This window comes from Isoptericola sp. S6320L, assembly GCF_023015685.1.
GTDB lineage: Bacteria > Actinomycetota > Actinomycetes > Actinomycetales > Cellulomonadaceae > Isoptericola > Isoptericola halotolerans_A.
The window spans coordinates 82,670-100,581 of sequence record NZ_JALKAT010000004.1 but is presented as its reverse complement, the minus strand read 5'-3'; the positions used below and the strand labels follow the sequence as shown (position 1 = coordinate 100,581).

The 17,912-nt window shown below is 73.4% G+C and carries 11 protein-coding genes; 5 read left to right on the top strand and 6 right to left on the bottom strand.

Annotated features, from left to right (window positions below):
• Positions 1–2: 2 nt before the first annotated feature.
• The gene (locus MWU57_RS04085; RefSeq protein WP_246907385.1) at positions 3–806 is read right to left on the bottom strand and encodes an electron transfer flavoprotein subunit beta/FixA family protein; all 804 of its coding nucleotides are present in this window, start codon (positions 804–806) and stop codon (positions 3–5) included.
• 169 nt (positions 807–975) lie between these two features.
• Between MWU57_RS04085 and glgX the strand changes: the two genes are divergently transcribed.
• The 5 genes from glgX to MWU57_RS04060 all read left to right on the top strand — a co-directional run bounded on the left by glgX (position 976) and on the right by MWU57_RS04060 (position 10,295).
• Entirely contained in the window at positions 976–3,213 is a 2,238-nt protein-coding gene (gene glgX / locus MWU57_RS04080; RefSeq protein ID WP_246907384.1) for a glycogen debranching protein GlgX, read from the top strand.
• A 27-nt stretch (positions 3,214–3,240) separates the two neighbouring features.
• Entirely contained in the window at positions 3,241–4,932 is a 1,692-nt protein-coding gene (locus MWU57_RS04075) for an FAD-binding dehydrogenase (protein WP_246907383.1), read from the top strand.
• Between the two features lie 82 nt (positions 4,933–5,014).
• Positions 5,015–7,078, top strand: coding sequence for an alpha-1,4-glucan--maltose-1-phosphate maltosyltransferase (locus tag MWU57_RS04070; RefSeq protein ID WP_246907382.1), 2,064 nt, complete (start codon positions 5,015–5,017; stop codon positions 7,076–7,078).
• On the top strand, positions 7,075–8,889 hold the full coding sequence (gene treS, locus MWU57_RS04065) for a maltose alpha-D-glucosyltransferase (protein WP_246907381.1): 1,815 nt from the start codon (positions 7,075–7,077) through the stop codon (positions 8,887–8,889). The genes MWU57_RS04070 and treS overlap by 4 nt, the downstream gene beginning before the upstream one ends.
• On the top strand, positions 8,886–10,295 hold the full coding sequence (locus MWU57_RS04060) for a phosphotransferase (protein ID WP_246907380.1): 1,410 nt from the start codon (positions 8,886–8,888) through the stop codon (positions 10,293–10,295). The genes treS and MWU57_RS04060 overlap by 4 nt, the downstream gene beginning before the upstream one ends.
• Here MWU57_RS04060 and MWU57_RS04055 read toward each other — a convergent pair.
• The 5 genes from MWU57_RS04055 to MWU57_RS04035 form a co-directional block, all read right to left on the bottom strand.
• Positions 10,279–12,444 carry an alpha-galactosidase gene (locus tag MWU57_RS04055; RefSeq protein ID WP_246907378.1) on the bottom strand — a complete coding sequence of 722 codons (2,166 nt, stop codon included), beginning with the start codon at positions 12,442–12,444 and terminating at the stop codon, positions 10,279–10,281. The two genes, MWU57_RS04060 and MWU57_RS04055, sit on opposite strands and share 17 nt — an antisense overlap.
• Entirely contained in the window at positions 12,441–13,373 is a 933-nt protein-coding gene (locus MWU57_RS04050; protein ID WP_106269063.1) for a 1,4-beta-xylanase, read from the bottom strand. Before MWU57_RS04050 ends, MWU57_RS04055 begins: the two co-directional genes overlap by 4 nt.
• A gap of 71 nt (positions 13,374–13,444) precedes the next feature.
• Entirely contained in the window at positions 13,445–16,012 is a 2,568-nt protein-coding gene (locus MWU57_RS04045) for a glycoside hydrolase family 2 protein (RefSeq protein ID WP_246907375.1), read from the bottom strand.
• Positions 16,009–16,920 (bottom strand): carbohydrate ABC transporter permease, encoded by a 912-nt coding sequence (locus MWU57_RS04040; RefSeq protein WP_106268851.1) that lies wholly within the window; start codon positions 16,918–16,920, stop codon positions 16,009–16,011. Before MWU57_RS04040 ends, MWU57_RS04045 begins: the two co-directional genes overlap by 4 nt.
• Positions 16,917–17,864 (bottom strand): carbohydrate ABC transporter permease, encoded by a 948-nt coding sequence (locus MWU57_RS04035; RefSeq protein WP_106268853.1) that lies wholly within the window; start codon positions 17,862–17,864, stop codon positions 16,917–16,919. The genes MWU57_RS04040 and MWU57_RS04035 overlap by 4 nt, the downstream gene beginning before the upstream one ends.
• Positions 17,865–17,912 lie beyond the last annotated feature (48 nt).

The window sequence follows — 17,912 nt, the reverse complement described above, 5'->3', positions numbered from 1 at the left end:
GTTCAGACCAGGTCGTTGCGGATGAGGAACTCGGCCAGGGCCTGGCCGCCCGAGCCCTTGTCCTGGACGAGCTCCACCTCGGGCTTCTCCGGGCGCGGGGCGGCCTGCGTCGTCTCGGTGCGGGCACCGGCGGTGCCGACCGCGGCGAGGTCCAGGTCCAGGTCGGCGGCGGACCAGGTCTCGATCTGCTTGGTCCGCGCGGCCATGATCAGCTTGAAGTTCGGGAACCGCGGCGTGTTCGCGGTGTCCGCGACCGACAGCACGGCGGGCAGGGGCGCCGACAGCGTCTCGGTCGCCTCGTCCGTCTCGCGGGTGATCTCGAGGGTCCCGCCCTCGACGGCGACCTTCTTCGCGAAGGTGAGCGCCGGCCGGCCCAGCTCGGCGGCGAGCAGCGCGGGCACCACGGAGCCGAGCCCGTCGAGGGCCGCCATCCCGGTCACGACCAGGTCGACCGGGCCGTCGGCCTCGAGCCGGCGGACCGCGGCCGCCAGGGCCGCCGTCGTGCCGAAGTAGTCGGAGCCGGCCAGGGCGTCGTCGGAGACGCGGACGCCGCGGTCCACGCCCATCTGGAACGACTTGCGCACCGCGATGTCGCCCTCCGGCGGGGCCACGGTGAGGGCGACGACCTCGCTCGCCTCGCGCTCGTCGTCGGGCAGCGCCTCGACGATCCGCAGGGCGGCCTCGAGCGCGTTCTCGTCGAGCTCGTTGAGCGTGCCCTCCGCCGGGTCGCGCACGACGCGACAGTCCTCGAACCGCCGCTCGGCGTTGATGTCCGGCACGTACTTCACGAGAACGGCGATGCGCACGGGGAACCTTCCGATCCAGGTGCTCGACGGGTGGACGCTGGCGGCCGGGGCCACCTCGCCCGAGCCTACTCGGCCGCGACCGTCCGGACCGCCGTCGTCCGCATCGCGCGACGCGCCGTGCGGCGGGGCTCCGCTCGTCGCTGTCGGTGCTCTGGTCCAGGATGGGCCCATGCAGGCCCGCCCCAAGGTCACCCCGCTGACCCGCCCCAACCGGACGCGCAGCCACGTCCCGCCCCTCGGTGTGCGCACCACCCGCGACGGCGGCATCGACGTCGCGGTGCTGGCCTCGCACGCGTCGGGCGTCGAGCTGTGCCTGATCGACGTCGTGGCCCCCGAGAAGGACCAGCACGACCCGGCACGCTACGCCGAGCGTCGCATCACCCTGGACGGCCCGACCTACGGCGTCTGGCACGGGCACGTCCCCGACGTCCCGCCCGGCCAGCGCTACGGCTTCCGCGCCCACGGGTCGTGGGACCCCGGCGCCGGCATGCGGCACAACCCGGCCAAGCTGTTGCTGGACCCGTACGCCCGCGGCTACGTCGGCGACCTCGCGTACGTCCCCGCGACGCTGCGCGGCGGTGCGGACGACGACGGCGGGCCCGACGAGCAGGACTCGCTGCCGTTCGTCCCCCACGCGGTCGTCCTGGACGGGCTGCCCGAGGCACCCCCGCTGACGCGGCCGCGGATCCCCTGGGCCGACACCGTGGTCTACGAGGCGCACGTGCGCGGCCTGACGCAGCAGCACCCCGAGGTCCCCGAGGAGCTCCGGGGCACCTACGCGGGCGTGGCGCACCCGGCCATGATCGAGCACCTGACGTCCCTCGGCGTGACGACGCTCGAGCTGCTGCCGATCCATGCCTCGACGGCGGAGCCGTGGCTGGCAGGCCGGGGCCTGACCAACTACTGGGGCTACTCGACGATGGGGTTCTTCGCCCCGCACGCCGGGTACGCCACGCGCGCCGCGCAGGAGGCCGGCCCGGCGGCGGTCCTGGACGAGGTGCGCGGCATGGTGCACCTCCTGCACGAGGCCGGGATCGAGGTGCTGCTCGACGTCGTCTACAACCACACCTGCGAGGGCGGCGACGACGCGCTGTTCCTCTCGTGGCGCGGCCTCGACAACCCGCTCTACTACCTGCACGACGGCGCCAGCCCGGCCGCGCTCGCCGACGTCACCGGGACCGGCAACACGCTCGACTTCCGCCGGCACCGGGTTGTCCAGCTGACCCTGGACTCCCTGCGCTACTGGGCGGACGTGGTCGGGGTGGACGGCTTCCGGTTCGACCTGGCGGTGACCCTGGGCCGCGACCACGAGGGCTTCACGCCCGACCACCCGTTCCTGGTCGCGCTGCAGACGGACCCGGTGCTCTCCGGGCTCAAGCTCGTCGCCGAACCGTGGGACGTGGGCCCTGGCGGCTGGCAGACCGGCCAGTTCCCCGCGCCGATGGCCGAGTGGAACGACCGGTTCCGCAACGCGGTCCGGTCGTTCTGGCTCGAGGCCCCCCAGCGGGGCTCGCGGGGCGAGCCGATGTTCGGCATGCGGGAGCTGACCACCCGGCTGGCCGGGTCGGCGGACCTGTTCGGGCACTCCGACCCGCCGCTGATGCGCGGGCCGGTCGCGTCGGTCAACTACGTCACCGCGCACGACGGCTTCACCCTCGCCGACCTGGTGGCGTTCGACCGCAAGCACAACGAGGCCAACGGCGAGGACAACCGCGACGGCACCGACGACAACCGCTCCTGGAACCACGGCGTGGAGGGGCACGCACCGGGTGGCGACGACGCCGCGACCGAGCCGTGGTCCGCCGTCGTGCCGCTGCGCCGGCGCTCGCAGCGCAACCTGCTCGCGACGCTCCTGCTCGCGGCGGGCACGCCCATGCTGACGGCCGGGGACGAGCTGGGCCGCAGCCAGGGCGGGAACAACAACGCCTACACCCAGGACTCGCCCGTCTCGTGGCTGGGCTGGGACCTGGACCCGGCGGGCCGCGACCTGCTGGCCACGGCCCGGTTCCTCACCGGCCTGCGGGCCGAGCACGCCGCGCTCCGGGCGGAGTCGTTCTTCCTGGGGTCCCCCCGGCCCGGCGAGGAGGTGCCCGACCTGCTCTGGTTCGACGACTCCGGCACGTCGATGGACCACGACGCCTGGGCCGTGCAGGGCCGCCGGATCATCCAGATGCTCCGGCCGGGTCCGGACGCGGGCGAGGCCGACGTGCTGCTCGTGATCAACGGCGGGCTGGAGGACGCCGACGTGACGCTGCCCGAGCCCTTGACGGGTGCCGGTCCGTGGGAACGCGTCTGGAGCTCGACGTGGGACACGCCGGAGGGCCCCGAGCAGGCCGACGAGGCCGCCGAGCCCGGCCACGTGGTGCTGGAGTCGCTCAGCGTCGACGTGCTGGTCGCCCGCCGCTGACGCGCCCCGCTCTGGCAGACTGCGGGCATGGACGCCGACGTCATCGTCATCGGGGCCGGTCTGTCGGGCCTGGTCACCGCCACCGAGCTCACCGCCGCGGGACGCCGGGTGGTGCTGCTCGACCAGGAGCCCGAGGCCTCGCTCGGTGGCCAGGCGTGGTGGTCCTTCGGCGGGCTGTTCCTCGTCGACTCCCCGGAGCAGCGTCGCCTCGGGGTCCACGACAGCGCCGAGCTCGCGTGGGCGGACTGGCTCGGGTCGGCCCGGTTCGCGCCGGGTGCCGAGCGCGGGGAGGGTCCCGACCGGCACGGGTACGCCTGGGCGCAGCACTTCGTGGAGACGGCGAGCGGCGACCTGCGGTCGTGGTTGCACGCCAAGGGCGTCCGCTGGTTCCCGCTGGTGCAGTGGGCCGAGCGGGGCGGGTACGCCTTCGGTCCGGACCACGGCACCGCCCACGGCAACACCGTGCCGCGCTTCCACGTCACGTGGGGTACCGGCCCCGCCATCATCGAGCCCTTCGTCCAGGCGGCGCTGGAGGCCCGGTCGGCCGGACGGCTCGACCTGCGCTTCCGCCGTCGGGCCGTCGAGCTCGTCCTGACGGACGGGCGCGTCACCGGCGTCCGGACCGAGATCCTGGCCGACGACGACGCGGTGCGGGGCGCTCCCAGCACCCGCGAGGTGGTGGGCACCGAGGAGATCTCGGCCGGCGCCGTCGTCGTCGCCTCGGGCGGCATCGGGGCCAACCACGAGCTGGCCCGGTCCCGGTGGGACCGCGCGGCGGGCACGCTGCCGGCGCGCATGCTCTCCGGCGTCCCCGACTCCACCGACGGCCTGATGCTGGGCCACGCCGCCGACGCCGGCGCCGCCCTGGTGCACGAGGACCGCATGTGGCACTACCCCGAGGGCATCACGAACCACTCCCCGGTCTGGACGAACCACGGCATCCGCATCCTGCCGGGACCGTCCTCGCTGTGGCTGGACGCCGACGGCCGGCGCCTGCCCGCGCCCCTGTTCCCGGGGTTCGACGCCCTCGGCGCGCTGCAGCACGTCACCCGGCGCGGTGACGACCACTCCTGGTTCGTCCTCAACAAGGCCATCATGGACTCGGAGTTCGCCCTGTCCGGGTCGGAGCAGAACCCCGACCTGACCGGGAAGGACGTCCGGCTGCTCGCCCAGCGGGTGCTGCCGGGCGCCGTGGGACCGGTCGCCCGGTTCGCCCGCGAGTCCCCCGAGTTCCTCTGGGCGGACACCCCCGAGGAGCTCGCCGGCGCGATGAACGCGCTCACCGAGGCGACCCCGGGCTCGACCGGGCACGTGGACCCGGCCGCCCTGGCCGCCGTCGTCCGCGCCCGGGACGCGCAGGTGGCCTCGGGGCTCGGCAAGGACCCCCAGGTGGTGGCCACCCGGGCGGCTCGGGACTTCCGGGTCGACAAGATGATCCGCGTGTCCCCGCCCCGACCCCTCACGACGCCGAAGGACGGGCCGCTGCTCGCCGTCCGGCTCTCGGTGCTGACGCGCAAGACTCTCGGTGGCCTGTGGTGCGACCCGTCGGGCCGGGTGCTGAGGCCCGACGGGTCCGTCCTGGACGGGCTGTGGGCCGTCGGTGAGGCGGCCGGGTTCGGCGGCGGCGGGGTGCACGGGCACCGGGCGCTCGAGGGCACCTTCCTGGGCGGTTGCCTGCACACGGGGCGCGTCACGGGGCGTGCGCTGGCCGCCGTCTGACCTGGTGCGGCTCGTGAACAACAGGTACCGGACCAGGTTCTCCGGGCATGTTGTCGCGCAGACCAGCGACGCCGTGACTAGCGTGGGGGCTGTGACGTCGCCCCAGCCAGCACCGCCCCGGCCCATCGGACGCATCCCTGTCATCGAGGTCTCCCCCGTCGTCGAGGGAGGCAGGTGGCCCGCCAAGGCCACCCCCGGCGAGGTCGTGCCCGTCGAGGCGACGGTGTTCCGCGAGGGGCACGACGCCGTGGCCGCCACCGCCGTCCTGTTCGGCCCGGACGGCCGGGTCCACTCGTGGGCACCGATGGAGGACGTCGCACCGGGTCTCGACCGGTTCCGCGGGTTCCTCCAGCCCGACGACACGGGCGACTGGTCGTTCCGGGTCGAGGCCTGGTCGGACCCCTACGCCACGTGGGCGCACGACGCGACGATCAAGGTCGGTGCCGGGCAGGACGTCGACCTCATGCTCGCCGAGGGCGCGCGGCTCTTCGAGCAGATCACCGTCAAGAGCCTCCAGCGACGCCGGACCCCGCAGGACGCCGCGCTGCTCGCCGACGTGGCCCGCGAGCTCGCCGACACCACCCGCCCCGCGGAGGCGCGCCTCGCGATGGCCACCACCCACGACGTCCGGGACGCGCTGCGGCGCATCCCGCTGCGGCGCCTCATGAGCCCGAGCGCCACCTATCCCCTGCGCGTCCACCGGCGTCTGGCGCTGGCCGGCGCCTGGTACGAGATGTTCCCCCGGTCCGAGGGCGCCACGCAGCGGCGCGACGGCACCTGGCGGTCGGGGACGTTCGTCTCCGCGGCGAAGCGGCTGCCCGCCATCGCGGCCATGGGGTTCGACGTCGTCTACCTCACCCCGATCCACCCCATCGGCACCACGTTCCGCAAGGGCCGCAACAACACGCTCGACGCCCAGCCCGGCGACCCGGGCAGCCCCTACGCGATCGGTTCGCCGGAGGGCGGGCACGACGCCATCCACCCGGAGCTCGGAACGGAGCGCGGCTTCAAGGCGTTCGTCGCGGAGGCCCGGGAGAACGGCCTGGAGGTGGCGCTCGACCTGGCGCTCCAGTGCTCGCCCGACCACCCCTGGGTCACCGAGCACCCGGAGTGGTTCACCGTCCGCGCCGACGGGTCGATCGCGTACGCCGAGAACCCGCCCAAGAAGTACCAGGACATCTACCCGCTGAACTTCGACAGGGACCCGGCCGGCATCTACGCCGAGGTCCTGCGCGTCGTGCGGCGGTGGATCGACCGCGGCGTCACGCTGTTCCGCGTGGACAACCCGCACACCAAGCCCCTGGACGTCTGGGAGTGGCTGCTGGCGGAGGTCCACGCGACCGACCCGGACGTGATCTTCCTGTCGGAGGCGTTCACCAAGCCCGCCATGATGGCCACCCTCGCCCGGATCGGCTTCCACCAGTCGTACACGTACTTCACCTGGCGCAACACCAAGGAGGAGGTGCTCGAGTACCTCGAGGAGGTCTCGGGCGAGGCCGGGTCGGTGATGCGGCCCAGCTTCTGGCCGACCACCCACGACATCCTGCCGCCGTACCTGCAGCAGAGCGGCGTCGCGGGCTTCGCGATCCGCGCGGTCCTCGCGGCGACCGGCGCCCCCACCTGGGGGATCTACTCCGGCTACGAGCTGGTCGAGGACGTGCCCCGGCCCGGCGCCGACGAGCAGATCGACAACGAGAAGTACGAGTACCGGCCACGGGACTGGGGGCGGGCCGACGAGATCGGCATCTCGATGCTCCTGGGGCGCCTCAACGAGATCCGCCGCGCGCACCCCGCCCTGCAGCAGCTGCGCAACCTCGCCGTCCACCCGACCACCAACGACCAGGTCGTGGCCTTCTCCCGCCGGGTCCGGGCCGAGCACCTGCCGGCCACCGGCCACCCCGGTGCCACCCAGGACGACGTCGTCCTCGTCGTGCTGACGCTCGACCCGCACCAGGTGCAGGAGTCGACCGTGCTCCTGGACCTCGAGGCCCTGGGCCTGACCCGACCCGACGGCGTGGAGGACCAGCCGTTCTTCACGGCGCACGACCTGCTCTCCGGGGAGTCCTACCCCTGGGGAGAGCATCCGTACGTCCGCCTGGACCCCCAGCAGCAGGTGGCCCATCTCCTGAGGATCGGTCCGGCATGAACGCGTCCGTGAGCGCCGGTGGCGTCGAGGTCCCCCGCCCCATCACCCGGCAGATCCCCGTGCAGGCGCTGCCCCCGCGCCAGCAGCCGGAGCCGCCGCCGCTGGCCAAGCCGGGCCTGAGCGACGACCCGGACTGGTACCGCAAGGCGGTCTTCTACGAGGTCATCGTCCGCGCCTTCTCCGACACAGAGGGGGCCGGGTCGGGCGACCTGCGCGGGATCGCCGACCGGCTCGACTACCTGCAGTGGCTCGGGGTGGACTGCCTGTGGCTGCCGCCCTTCTACCCGTCGCCGCAGCGCGACGGCGGCTACGACGTCGCGGACTTCACGGCGATCGCCCCCCAGTACGGCACGCTGCAGGACTTCCAGCGCCTCATCGAGGCGGCGCACGCCCGCGGCATCCGCGTGGTGATCGACCTGGTCATGAACCACACGAGCGACCAGCACCCGTGGTTCCAGGCGTCCCGCTCGGACCCCGAGGGACCGTACGGCGACTTCTACGTGTGGTCCGAGGACGACACGCGCTACGAGGACGCGCGGATCATCTTCGTCGACACCGAGACGTCGAACTGGACGTTCGACCCGGTGCGCAGGCAGTACTACTGGCACCGGTTCTTCCACCACCAGCCGGACCTCAACTTCGAGAACCCCAAGGTGACGCAGGCGATGATCGACGTCGCCCGGTTCTGGCTGCGGATCGGCGTGGACGGCTTCCGCCTCGACGCCGTGCCCTACCTCTTCGAGGAGGAGGGCACCAACTGCGAGAACCTGCCCCGCACGCACCAGTTCCTGCGCCAGGTACGGCGGATGATCGACGACGAGTTCCCCGGCCGGATCATGCTGGCCGAGGCCAACCAGTGGCCGCGCGACGTCGTGGAGTACTTCGGCACCGACGAGGAGCCCGAGTGCCACATGTGCTTCCACTTCCCGGTCATGCCGCGCATCTTCTACTCGGTGAAGGACCAGCGGGCCAACCAGCTCCTGGACATCCTGGCCGACACGCCGGACATCCCCGCCCCGGGGGGCCAGTGGAGCACGTTCCTGCGCAACCACGACGAGCTCACCCTGGAGATGGTCTCCACGGAGGAACGCGCCGCCATGTACGGCTGGTATGCGCACGACCCGCGCATGCGCGCGAACGTGGGCATCCGCCGTCGGCTCGCCCCGTTGCTGGACAACTCGCGCAAGGAGATCGAGCTCGTCCACGCCCTGCTGCTCTCCCTGCCCGGCAGCCCGTGCCTGTACTACGGCGACGAGATCGGCATGGGCGACAACATCTGGCTGCCCGACCGCGACGCCGTGCGCACCCCGATGCAGTGGACCCCGGACCGCAACGCGGGCTTCTCCACGTCCGACCCGGGCAAGCTCTACCTGCCGCTGATCCAGTCGATGGTGCACCACTACCAGCACACGAACGTCGAGGCGCAGCTGGCGCAGCCGTCGTCGCTGCTGCACTGGGTGCACGGCATGCTGGCCGTGCGGCGTCTCCACCCGGCGTTCGGCACGGGGGCCTTCGCCGCGTGCGAGGCCGACGACGAGGCGATCCTGGCCTTCACCCGCACGGAGGGCGAGACGCTGGTGGTCGCGGCGAACCTGTCGGCCACCGCGCGGTCCGCGGCGATCACGCTGGAGGGCCTCGAGGGCTGGTCGCTCACCGACCTGTTCGGTGGCGGGAAGTTCCCGGACGTCGGCCCCGACGGGCGCGTGAGTCTCTCGTGGGGGTCCCGCGACTTCTACTGGCTGGTGGCCACCCCGCCCGACGACCCCTCCAAGGACCGGACCGAGCCGACGCGGGCAGGCGAGTCGTCATGACCGATCTCGCCGTGCGGGCAGCCGCGCAGGGACCCGACCCGAGCGTCGAGGCCCTGCTGGCCACGTGGCTGCCCACGCGGCGCTGGTACCCCGGGCGCGGCGAGGTCCACGCCGAGCCGTGGCTGGCCGTCACCTTCGACCCCGGCGACGACGGCGAGACCACCACCGGACCCGACGGCGAGACCCTCGAGGCGACGTCGGCGGACGTCGTGCTGCTGCTCACCCGGCTGGAGGGCGACGCGCTGCCCGGCGGCGCCGTCACGGTGCAGGTGCCGCTCGTGCTCTCCGACCCGGCCGCGCCCGGACCCGGGTACATCGACACGGTGGCGACGTCGTCCGGCGACGTCGCCGTGCACGACGGCGGCGCGCACCCGGTCTGCTGGCTCACCCTGGCCCGGGCGATGGGCATCGAGGGCCCCGCGACGACGCTGACCGATCGCGGACGCGTGCTGGCCGGCGAGCAGTCGAACACCTCGGTGATCCTGCCGGGCGTCCCGTCGGCGGGAGGCGCGGGCGGGATGCTGAAGATCCTGCGGACGGTCGCGGACGGGCCGCACCCGGACGTCGTGGTGCCCCAGGCCCTGACCGAGGACGGCTGGGACGGTGTGCCGCGGTTCCTGGGCGCGCTCGAGATCGAGACCGGCGACGCCGACGGGGCGGTACCGGTGCCGGTGCACCTGGCGATCATGTCCGAGCTCGTGCCGCACGCGGTCGACGGGTTCGAGCTGGCGTGCGACCTCGCGAGCCGCGGCGAGTCCTTCACCGCCCATGCGACGGCGCTCGGCCGGCTGGTCGCCGAGCTGCACGAACGGATGGCGCGCGTGCTGCCGACCGGGCCTCCGCTCGACGCCGCGGCCTTCGTGGCCGGGCTGCGCGGCCGGGCGGCCCGCGCCGTGGCCGACGCGCCGTCGCTGGCGGACCACACCGGCGAGATCGCGTCCCTGCTGGACGCGCTCGAGGAGCGGCTGGGGGCCCTCGCCGAGCCCGTCCCGACCCAGCGCATCCACGGCGACCTGCACCTCGGCCAGACGCTGTTCGGCGACGGCGCGTGGAAGGTCCTCGACTTCGAGGGCGAGCCGCAGCGCCCCGTGGCCGAGCGGACCCGTCCGGACCTGCCGTGGCGTGACGTCGCCGGGATGCTGCGGTCGTTCGACTACGCCGCCGCGGTCGGTGCCGCACCGGACCCGGCGACCTGGCAGGCGGAGGCTACCGGCGCGTTCCTGACCGGGTACCGCTCGGGGCGGGTGCCGCCGTCGGGCATGACGGACGACACCGCGGAGCTGGTGCTCCGGGCGCTGGTCCTCGACAAGGCGCTGTACGAGGTGGTCTACGAGACCCACCACCGCCCGCAGTGGCTGCCGATCCCGCTCGGGGCCGTCGACCGGGTCTTCACCCGGCCGGTGTGACCCGCAGCAGGACCGCGCGGTCGGGAAACAGCACCGGCATCGCCAGGCCCACCTCGCCCAGGACGCGACCCGGCAGCACCGCTCCCCCGGCCTCGACCCAGGGCAGCGGCACGCCCCACCGGGCGGCGATGCCGTCGAGCTCGCGCACCGGGCCGTCGAGCGCCACGCGGTACGTCCGGTCCGCGCTCAGACCCGGCAGCCGTACCGGCGGTGGCGGCCAGGTGTCCGACGACGCCGTGCACACCCAGGCGTACAGGGCCTCGGAACCGTCGTGCGCGACGACGCCGTGCAGGTCGTAGGCCGGGTCCGGGACGTCCGCGTGCACCACGCGGCCGGAGTGCAGCAGCGCGCGCCGCTCCTGGAAGAGCGCCACCCACTCGGCCAGCCGCCGCCGCTCGGCCGCATCGGCCTCGGTGACGTCCCACTCGATGCCGAAGTGCCCGAACAGCGCGACGGCGCACCGGAAGTCCAGGGGCAGCGCCCGGTCCGACGTCGGCGCCACGGGGGCGGAGACGTGCGCACCGAGCAGCTCGTACGGCACCAGCAGGGAGGTCCAGCGCTGGATCGCGGTGCGCTCGTGGGCGTCGGTGGAGTCCGACGCCCACACCCGGTCGGTGTGCTGCAGGATGCCGAGGTCGACGCGCCCGCCGCCCGAGGCGCACGTCTCGATCTCCAGGCCGGGGTGCCGCGCGCGCAGCGTGTCCATCAGCCGCAGGACGGCGTGCGTCTGGGCGTGGACGGCACCGCGGCCCGACGGCGGCAGCCCGGCCTCGCCGACCTCCCGGTTGTGGTCCCACTTGAGGCACGCGATCGGGTACTCGGCGAGCAGCGCGTCGAGCCGGACGAGCACGTGGTCGAACGCCCCCGGGTCGGCGAGGTCGAGGACCTGCTGGTTCCGGGCCGCGCCGGGCAGGCGCCCGCCCGCCCCGGTGAGCACCCACTCGGGGTGGGCGCGGGCGAGGTCGGAGTCGGGGTTGACCATCTCCGGCTCCACCCAGAGGCCGACGTCCATGCCCAGTGCGCGCACGTGGTCCACCAGCGGCCACAGCCCGTCGGGGTAGACGTCGCGCGCCACCGTCCAGTCGCCCAGCCCGGTGGAGTCGTCGCGCCGCGCGCCGAACCAGCCGTCGTCGAGGACGAACCGTTCCGCGCCCACCTCGGCGGCGGCGTCCGCGAGCGCCGTCAGCCGGTCGAGGGAGTGGTCGAACGTGACCGCCTCCCACGTGTTGACGACCACGGGGCGAGGGCTGCGGGGATGCTCGGGCCGGGCGCGCAGCCAGTCGTGCACCCGCGCGCCGGCGTCGTCGAGCCCCACCCCGTAGGTGGCGTACGTCCACGGCGAGACATAGCTCTCGTCGGGTCCGAGCCGGACCTCGCCGGGCTCGAGCAGCTCGCCGGCGGCCAGCAGGGACACGCCGTGGTGGCTCCGCTCGGCGAGCATCCGCTGGTTGCCGGACCAGCCGGGGTGCACGCCCCAGACCTCACCGGACCGGGCGCCGAACCCCGGTTCGCCGGCGCAGAGGAGGAACCCGCTGTCGAACCCGGGCCGCCCCCGGTGCCCGCTGCGCTCGTGCGTGCCGTGCGCGAACGGTTGCCGCTGCGGGGCCCGCTCGCGGAGCTGGTGACCGGTGAAGTCGAGGAGCTCGGTGGCCCGGGCGGGCACGGGCAGCGCGGGCAGCACGCCGGCCAGGTCGTACACGTCGCCGGCGCGGGAGGTGATGGCCGCCCGTAGCCGGAGGAGTCCGGTGTGCGCCTGCTCGATCTCCAGGCGCAGGTCGAGCCCGGCCGCGTCGTCGGTGGCGTGGACGGTCAGGCCCGACGCCCACGGTGCGGGGCGCTCGTCGCGCTCGACCGCCGTGACGGCGAACCGGGTCGACGGCGCGGCCCCGGCCCGGTGCCCGGCCACCCCGCGCACGCCCGGCCACCCGGTCGAGGCCTCCGGCAGCACGGACACGGGCATCGGCCCGTCGACGGGGTACCCGAACGGCTGCGGCGCGACGCCGAGGGCGAGCGCGTGCAGCTCGGCGTCGGTGAGCTCGCCGAGGTCGGTCCCCCAGTGCACGACCACCGGCAGGCGGCCGTCGGCCACGTCGAGCACGAGGCTGACGCCGCCGGCACGCAGGTGGTGCAGGCCGGTGCGGCCGCTCATGCGCTCGTGCCTCCCCCGCCGAGCCGGCGGTACGTCGCCGCGATCACGTCGGCAGCCGGCTTGCCGTAGGGGCAGTAGTCGTCGTCCGTCGCCGCATCCTGCGGCGCGTAGAGTCCGGCGGGCCAGTCCCACAGCACCCAGCCCTGCACCCAGGGCCGCGCGGCCGTGGCGGCGAGCATGTCGGCGTACCAGCGCTCCTGCTCGGCGGGGTCCGGCGCGCCGGCGAGGGTCCAGTCGTTGGGCAGCGCCGCCGAGCCGGACCGGCTGGGGCAGCCGGTCTCCATGAAGAAGAACGGCTTGCCCTCCCGGGCGACGACCTCCTCGATGCGGTCGAGCTGCGCCTCCCACTGCCCCAGCGGGTAGTAGCCGGACGCGCTCATCACGTCGACGGCGTCCCACCAGGTCAGCCGGTCCTCCTGGTACTTGTCGCAGTTGTAGGTGATCAACCCGTCGTAGACCTCGCGCACGGCCGCGACGACGGCCCGCCAGTGGTCGGCGTGGGCGTCGGCGCGGACCATCTCGCAGCCCACGCAGAACATCTCCGCACCCTCGGCGGCCGCGATCCTGGCGTGGTGCACCACGAACTCCGTGTACGCGGCGAACCACTGCGACCACGTCGGTTCGTGCGGCACGTCCGGCTCGAGGAACCCGATGTGGGCGCGCCACGTGCCGTCGGCCACGTTGACCACCGGCTTGAGGCACACGCGCTGCCCGCGCGCCTTCGCCGCGCGCACCGCCCAGCGCACCTCGTCGTCCGTGAGCGCCGGGGCGTCCCGGAACGGGATCTCGGTGGACTGCGCGGTGGCCTGCTCGGCGGCGTACGTCACCGCCGTCCAGGTGGTGGCCAGCGACTCGACCATCGCGTCCATCGACCGCTCGGCCTCCGGCGTGGCCCACGTGCCACGGACCCCGGTCCAGCCCCACGTCATCCCGAGCACGGGGCCGCCGGGCAGCGGCACCACGGGTGCCCGGCCGGCCACCGGGCCGGTCGTCGGCCCGGTCATCGGCCAGCCACCACGAGCTGGTTGAGCGATCGCAGGACGGTCGGGGCCACCATCGCCTCGGCGTCGAGCGTGACGCCGTCGGGCACCGTGACGTGCAGGGCGACCTCCTCGCCGGGCAGCAGCGTGACCAGCTGGTCGTCCACGCGCGCGTCCGGGTGGAGCTTGTCGGCGAGCAGCGTCAGGTCCCGCACCAGGTTCTGCGCCCGCACCCGGAGCCGGTACCCGTCACCGGTGGGTTCCACCGTGGTCTCGAGCACGGGGGCGGCGAGCGCCGAGTCGCGCGGCTCGGCGAAGAACCACAGCCCGCGCACGTCGCCCAGGTGGGCGCGGACGAGCTCGCCGCCCGCCTCGCCCGCTCCGGCGACGTCGTCGGGCAGCGGCAGCGTGTGCGTGGAACGCGGCGCCACGTCCACGCGCTCGCAGGTCTTGGCGAGCTCCGTGCCGGCGTCGTCGAGACGCTGCACGACGACGTCGCCCGTCCAGCGCTCGTCGCTGTCGTTGACGAGCACCGCGGCGAGGCCGTCGCGCCCGTGCGTCCGGCGAGGCTGCACGGTGACCAAGCGGTCGGCGTGTGCGTGCCGCAGCGCGAACAGCAGGGGCTTCGGGCGCTCGTCGCCGTCCACCGCCGCCCAGGACGTCACCGGCCAGCAGTCGTTGAGCTGCCACACCACCGAGCCCGTGCAGCGCGGCGCCCAGGAGCGCAGGTGCTCCACGGCGACCTGCACCGCCGTGGCCTGGTTCCACGACATCGCCCAGTGCCAGTCCTCCATGTCGTCCGGCAGCGCGAGGTGCGGCACGAGCCCGAGGCTGAGCTTCTTGTTGCCCTCCATCGCCTTCTGGTGCACCTGCATGCCGGGTGACTCAGGGGTCAGCGGGTCGTCGCTGACGGCGCGGGTGAGCGTCGCCCACGTCGGCGGCCCCTGCCAGCCGAACTCCGCCATGAACCGCGGGACGTCGTCGCGGTAGCGGGTCCAGTCCAGCCGGTTCCACACCTCCCAGGAGTGCATGGAGCCGTGGTCGGGGTCGTTCGGGTGCACGGCCGGGTCCTCGGACCACGGCGACGACGGCGTGTAGGGCCGCGTGCCGTCGACCTCGGCCACGACGGTCGGCAGCAGCTCGGAGTAGTAGCCCCATCCCCACGACCTGCCCTCCAGGAGGGGCTCCCAGCCCCACTCCTGCACGCCCCAGACGTTCTCGTTGGAGCCGTTCCACAGCACCAGCGAGGGGTGCGGCGTCAACCGGGCGACGTTCTCGCGGGCCTCCGCCTCCACCTCGGAGCGCAGCGGCTCGTCCTCGCTGTAGGCGGCGCAGGCGAAGGCGAAGTCCTGCCAGGTGAGGATGCCGCGCTCGTCGCACAGCTCGTAGAAGTCGTCCGCCTCGTAGATGCCACCGCCCCACACGCGCAGCAGGTTGATGCCCGCGTGCTCGGCCTGGTCGAGCCGGCGGGCGTACCGCGCCCGGTCCACGCGGTGCACGAACGCGTCGTCCGGGATCCAGTTGGCACCCTTGACCCACACCGGGCGGTCGTTGACCACCAGCGTGAACGAGGTGCCGTCGTCGTCCGGGACCTGGTCCAGCCGGGTCGAGCGGAAGCCGGTACGGCCCCGCCACGTGTCGACGACCGCGCCGCCGACGGCGAGGCCCACCTCGACGTCGTACAGCGGCTGGGCGCCGTGCCCGCGTGGCCACCAACGGTCGACGTCGGGCACCTCGAGGTGGACGACGGCGGTCCCCCCGCTCGCGGGGACGGTGGCGGTACCCGTCAGGTCGACCTGGCGGCCGGCGAGCCGGACCGACACGTCGGCGGTCCCGCCCACCCCACCGGGCGCCGCCGCCACGTCCGCGCGGACCTCCAGGTGCCCGCGAGCGCCGTCGTCCGGCGTCCGCGGACCGGTCCCCCGGCCGGTCTCCGCGGTGCCCGACGACGCCGTCGCGAGCACGCGGACCGCGCCGAGGCGAGCGGCGCGCCACGACTCGAGGCGCACCGGGCGCCAGATGCCCACGGTGGCGACGTCGATCCCCCAGTCCCAGCCGAAGTTGGACGCCATCTTGCGCATCGCGTTGAACGGGTGGTGGTTGACCTGGGGCCGCTGGCCGAGCGCGAGGCTCTGGGCGTCGGCGTACGGCACCGGGGCGGTGAACCGCACCACGAGCTCGTTGTCGCCGTCGGTCAGCAGCTCCGTGACGTCGAACCGGTAGGAGCGGTGCTGGTTCGCGGTGCGGGCGACCTCGGTGCCGTTGAGCAGCACGGTCGCGACGGTGTCCAGGCCGTCGAACGCCAGCTCGTGGCGGGCGTCGTCCGGACCGGCGGCGTGCGTGAAGGTCGTCGTGTACTCCCAGTCGCACCGGCCGATCCAGCCGAGCAGGCGCTCGTGGTCGTCGAGGTACGGGTCGGGGATCAGCCCGGCGGCCAGGAGGTCGGTGTGGATGCAGCCCGGCACGGTGGCCGCGACCCCCGGGCCGGCGAGGTGCTCGGCCAGGTGCTCGGGGACGCGGGGGCTCGTGCTCCGGGCGGTCCACCCGGTGTGGAGCGGTGCGGTGCGGCGGGGGGAAGGGTGGGTCACTTGGTGGCTCCGGAGGTCAGTCCGCTGTAGATCTGCCGCTGCAGCAGGAGGAACGCGACGAGGGTCGGGACGATCACGAGCACGGCGCCGGCGGAGATGATCTCCCACTGGGCGCCGAACGGGCCCATGAACCGGAACAGCGAGGTCGAGACGACGCCGAGGTCGCGCGAGGGCATGTAGAGGAACGGGATGTAGTACTCGTTGTAGATCGCGATGCCCTTGACGATGACGACGGTCGCGATCGCCGGCCGCAGCAGCGGGAAGATGATCCGTGCGTAGATGGTCAGGCGGTTCGCGCCGTCGAGCATCGCGGCCTCGTCCAGCGACCGCGAGATGCCCCGCATGAACTGCAGGAAGATGTAGATCGAGATGATGTCGGTCCCCGTGAACAGCACGATCGCGGCCCACCGGGTGTTGAACAGCCCCAGGCCGTTGACCACCTGGAACGTGGCGACCTGCGTGGTCACCGCCGGCACGAGCGTGGCGAGCAGGAACGCGCCCATGACCAGGCGCCGTCCACGGAAGTCGAAGCGGTCGACGGCGTAGGCCGTCATCGTGCCGATGACGATGGTGCCGACGAGCGCCACCACGAGGATGATCGAGGTGTTGACGAACCCCTGCACCATGCCGCCCTGGGTGAAGGCCGTGACGAAGTTGTCGAGGTTCGTCCAGGTCGTCGGCGGGGTGAGGGGGTCGGTGGTCGCGAACTCCTCCTTGGTCTTGAAGGCCGCCATGAAGACGGTCACCAGCGGGATGATCGCGGCGGCGCAGGCCACGACCAGGCTGGCGTACTTCGCGGTGGTGGCCACGGGCCCGAGGAGCGGGTGCAGCGCACGCACGCCGTGCCGCAGCCGCAGCACCGTCCGTTCGACGGGACCCGTCCGTCCGGGCAGCGTCGTCGTGCTCATGTCAGGTCCACCTTCTCGTCGGGGAAGATCCGGCGCTGGATCCAGGTGATGAGCAGCACGATGAGCAGCAGCACCACGGCCATCGCCGACGCGAGACCGAACTTCTTGAACTCGAAGGCTTGCTGGACGGTCTGGATGACGAACGTCGTGGTGCCGTTGGCCCCGCCGGTCATGATCCAGGGGATCTCGAACACGGCCAGCGACCCGGAGATCGCCAGGATCGTGGTCAGGCCGATCACCTGCTTGATCCCTGGCGCGATGATGTAGCGGAACTTCTGCCAGCTCGTGGCGCCGTCGAGGTCCGCGGCCTCGTAGAGCTCGTGCGGGATCGACTGGATCGCCCCGAGGAACAGCACGAAGTTGAGGCCCATGTAGCGCCACACGCTGGTCGAGGCCAACGAGACGTTCGCCAGGTCGGGGTTCCCCAGCCACTGGGGAGGCTCGGCGACCCCGACGAGGGCGAGCAGGGCGTCCAGGGTGCCGCCCGGGCGCAGGAAGAACAGGAACACCAGGCCGATCGCGACCCCGTTGATCAGGTAGGGGAAGAAGATGATCCCCTTGAAGAAGTTCCGTGCCCGGGTGCGGAAGCTGAGGATCGTCGCGAAGTACAGCGCGAGCCCGAGCTGCAGGAAGGCGCCCGCCAGGTAGTACAGGCTCACGAGGAAGACGCTGAACATGTCCGGGTCGGTGAAGATCCGCTGGTAGTTCTCCAGCCCGACGGGTTCCTTGACGGGCGCCATCCCGTTCCAGCTCGTGAAGCTGTACCAGACCATGTTGGCCACGGGGACGTACGTGAACAGCACCAGCAGGCCGAGGGGTGCCGCGAGGAAGAGCCACGGCGTGACCCTCCAGCCGCGGCCCGGCCCGCGCCGTCGTGGCGCCGGGGGCGGGGTGGCCGTGGTGCGGACTGCCGCCCCACGGACCGGGGACGAGACCGTCGACATGGCGGTCCTCCTCTCGCTGGGCCCCGGTGCGGCGGAGGTCCTCCGCCG

Excerpts from the sequence above, each read along its gene's own strand:
- MWU57_RS04075 (WP_246907383.1), top strand. The coding sequence starts at position 3,241 with ATGGACGCCGACGTCATCGTCATCGGGGCCGGTCTGTCGGGCCTGGTC.
- MWU57_RS04050 (WP_106269063.1), bottom strand. The coding sequence starts at position 13,373 with ATGACGTGGGGCTGGACCGGGGTCCGTGGCACGTGGGCCACGCCGGAG.
- MWU57_RS04035 (WP_106268853.1), bottom strand. The coding sequence starts at position 17,864 with ATGTCGACGGTCTCGTCCCCGGTCCGTGGGGCGGCAGTCCGCACCACG.
- treS (WP_246907381.1), top strand. The coding sequence starts at position 7,075 with ATGAACGCGTCCGTGAGCGCCGGTGGCGTCGAGGTCCCCCGCCCCATC.
- MWU57_RS04055 (WP_246907378.1), bottom strand. The coding sequence starts at position 12,444 with ATGAGCGGCCGCACCGGCCTGCACCACCTGCGTGCCGGCGGCGTCAGC.
- glgX (WP_246907384.1), top strand. The coding sequence starts at position 976 with ATGCAGGCCCGCCCCAAGGTCACCCCGCTGACCCGCCCCAACCGGACG.
- MWU57_RS04060 (WP_246907380.1), top strand. The coding sequence starts at position 8,886 with ATGACCGATCTCGCCGTGCGGGCAGCCGCGCAGGGACCCGACCCGAGC.
- MWU57_RS04040 (WP_106268851.1), bottom strand. The coding sequence starts at position 16,920 with ATGAGCACGACGACGCTGCCCGGACGGACGGGTCCCGTCGAACGGACG.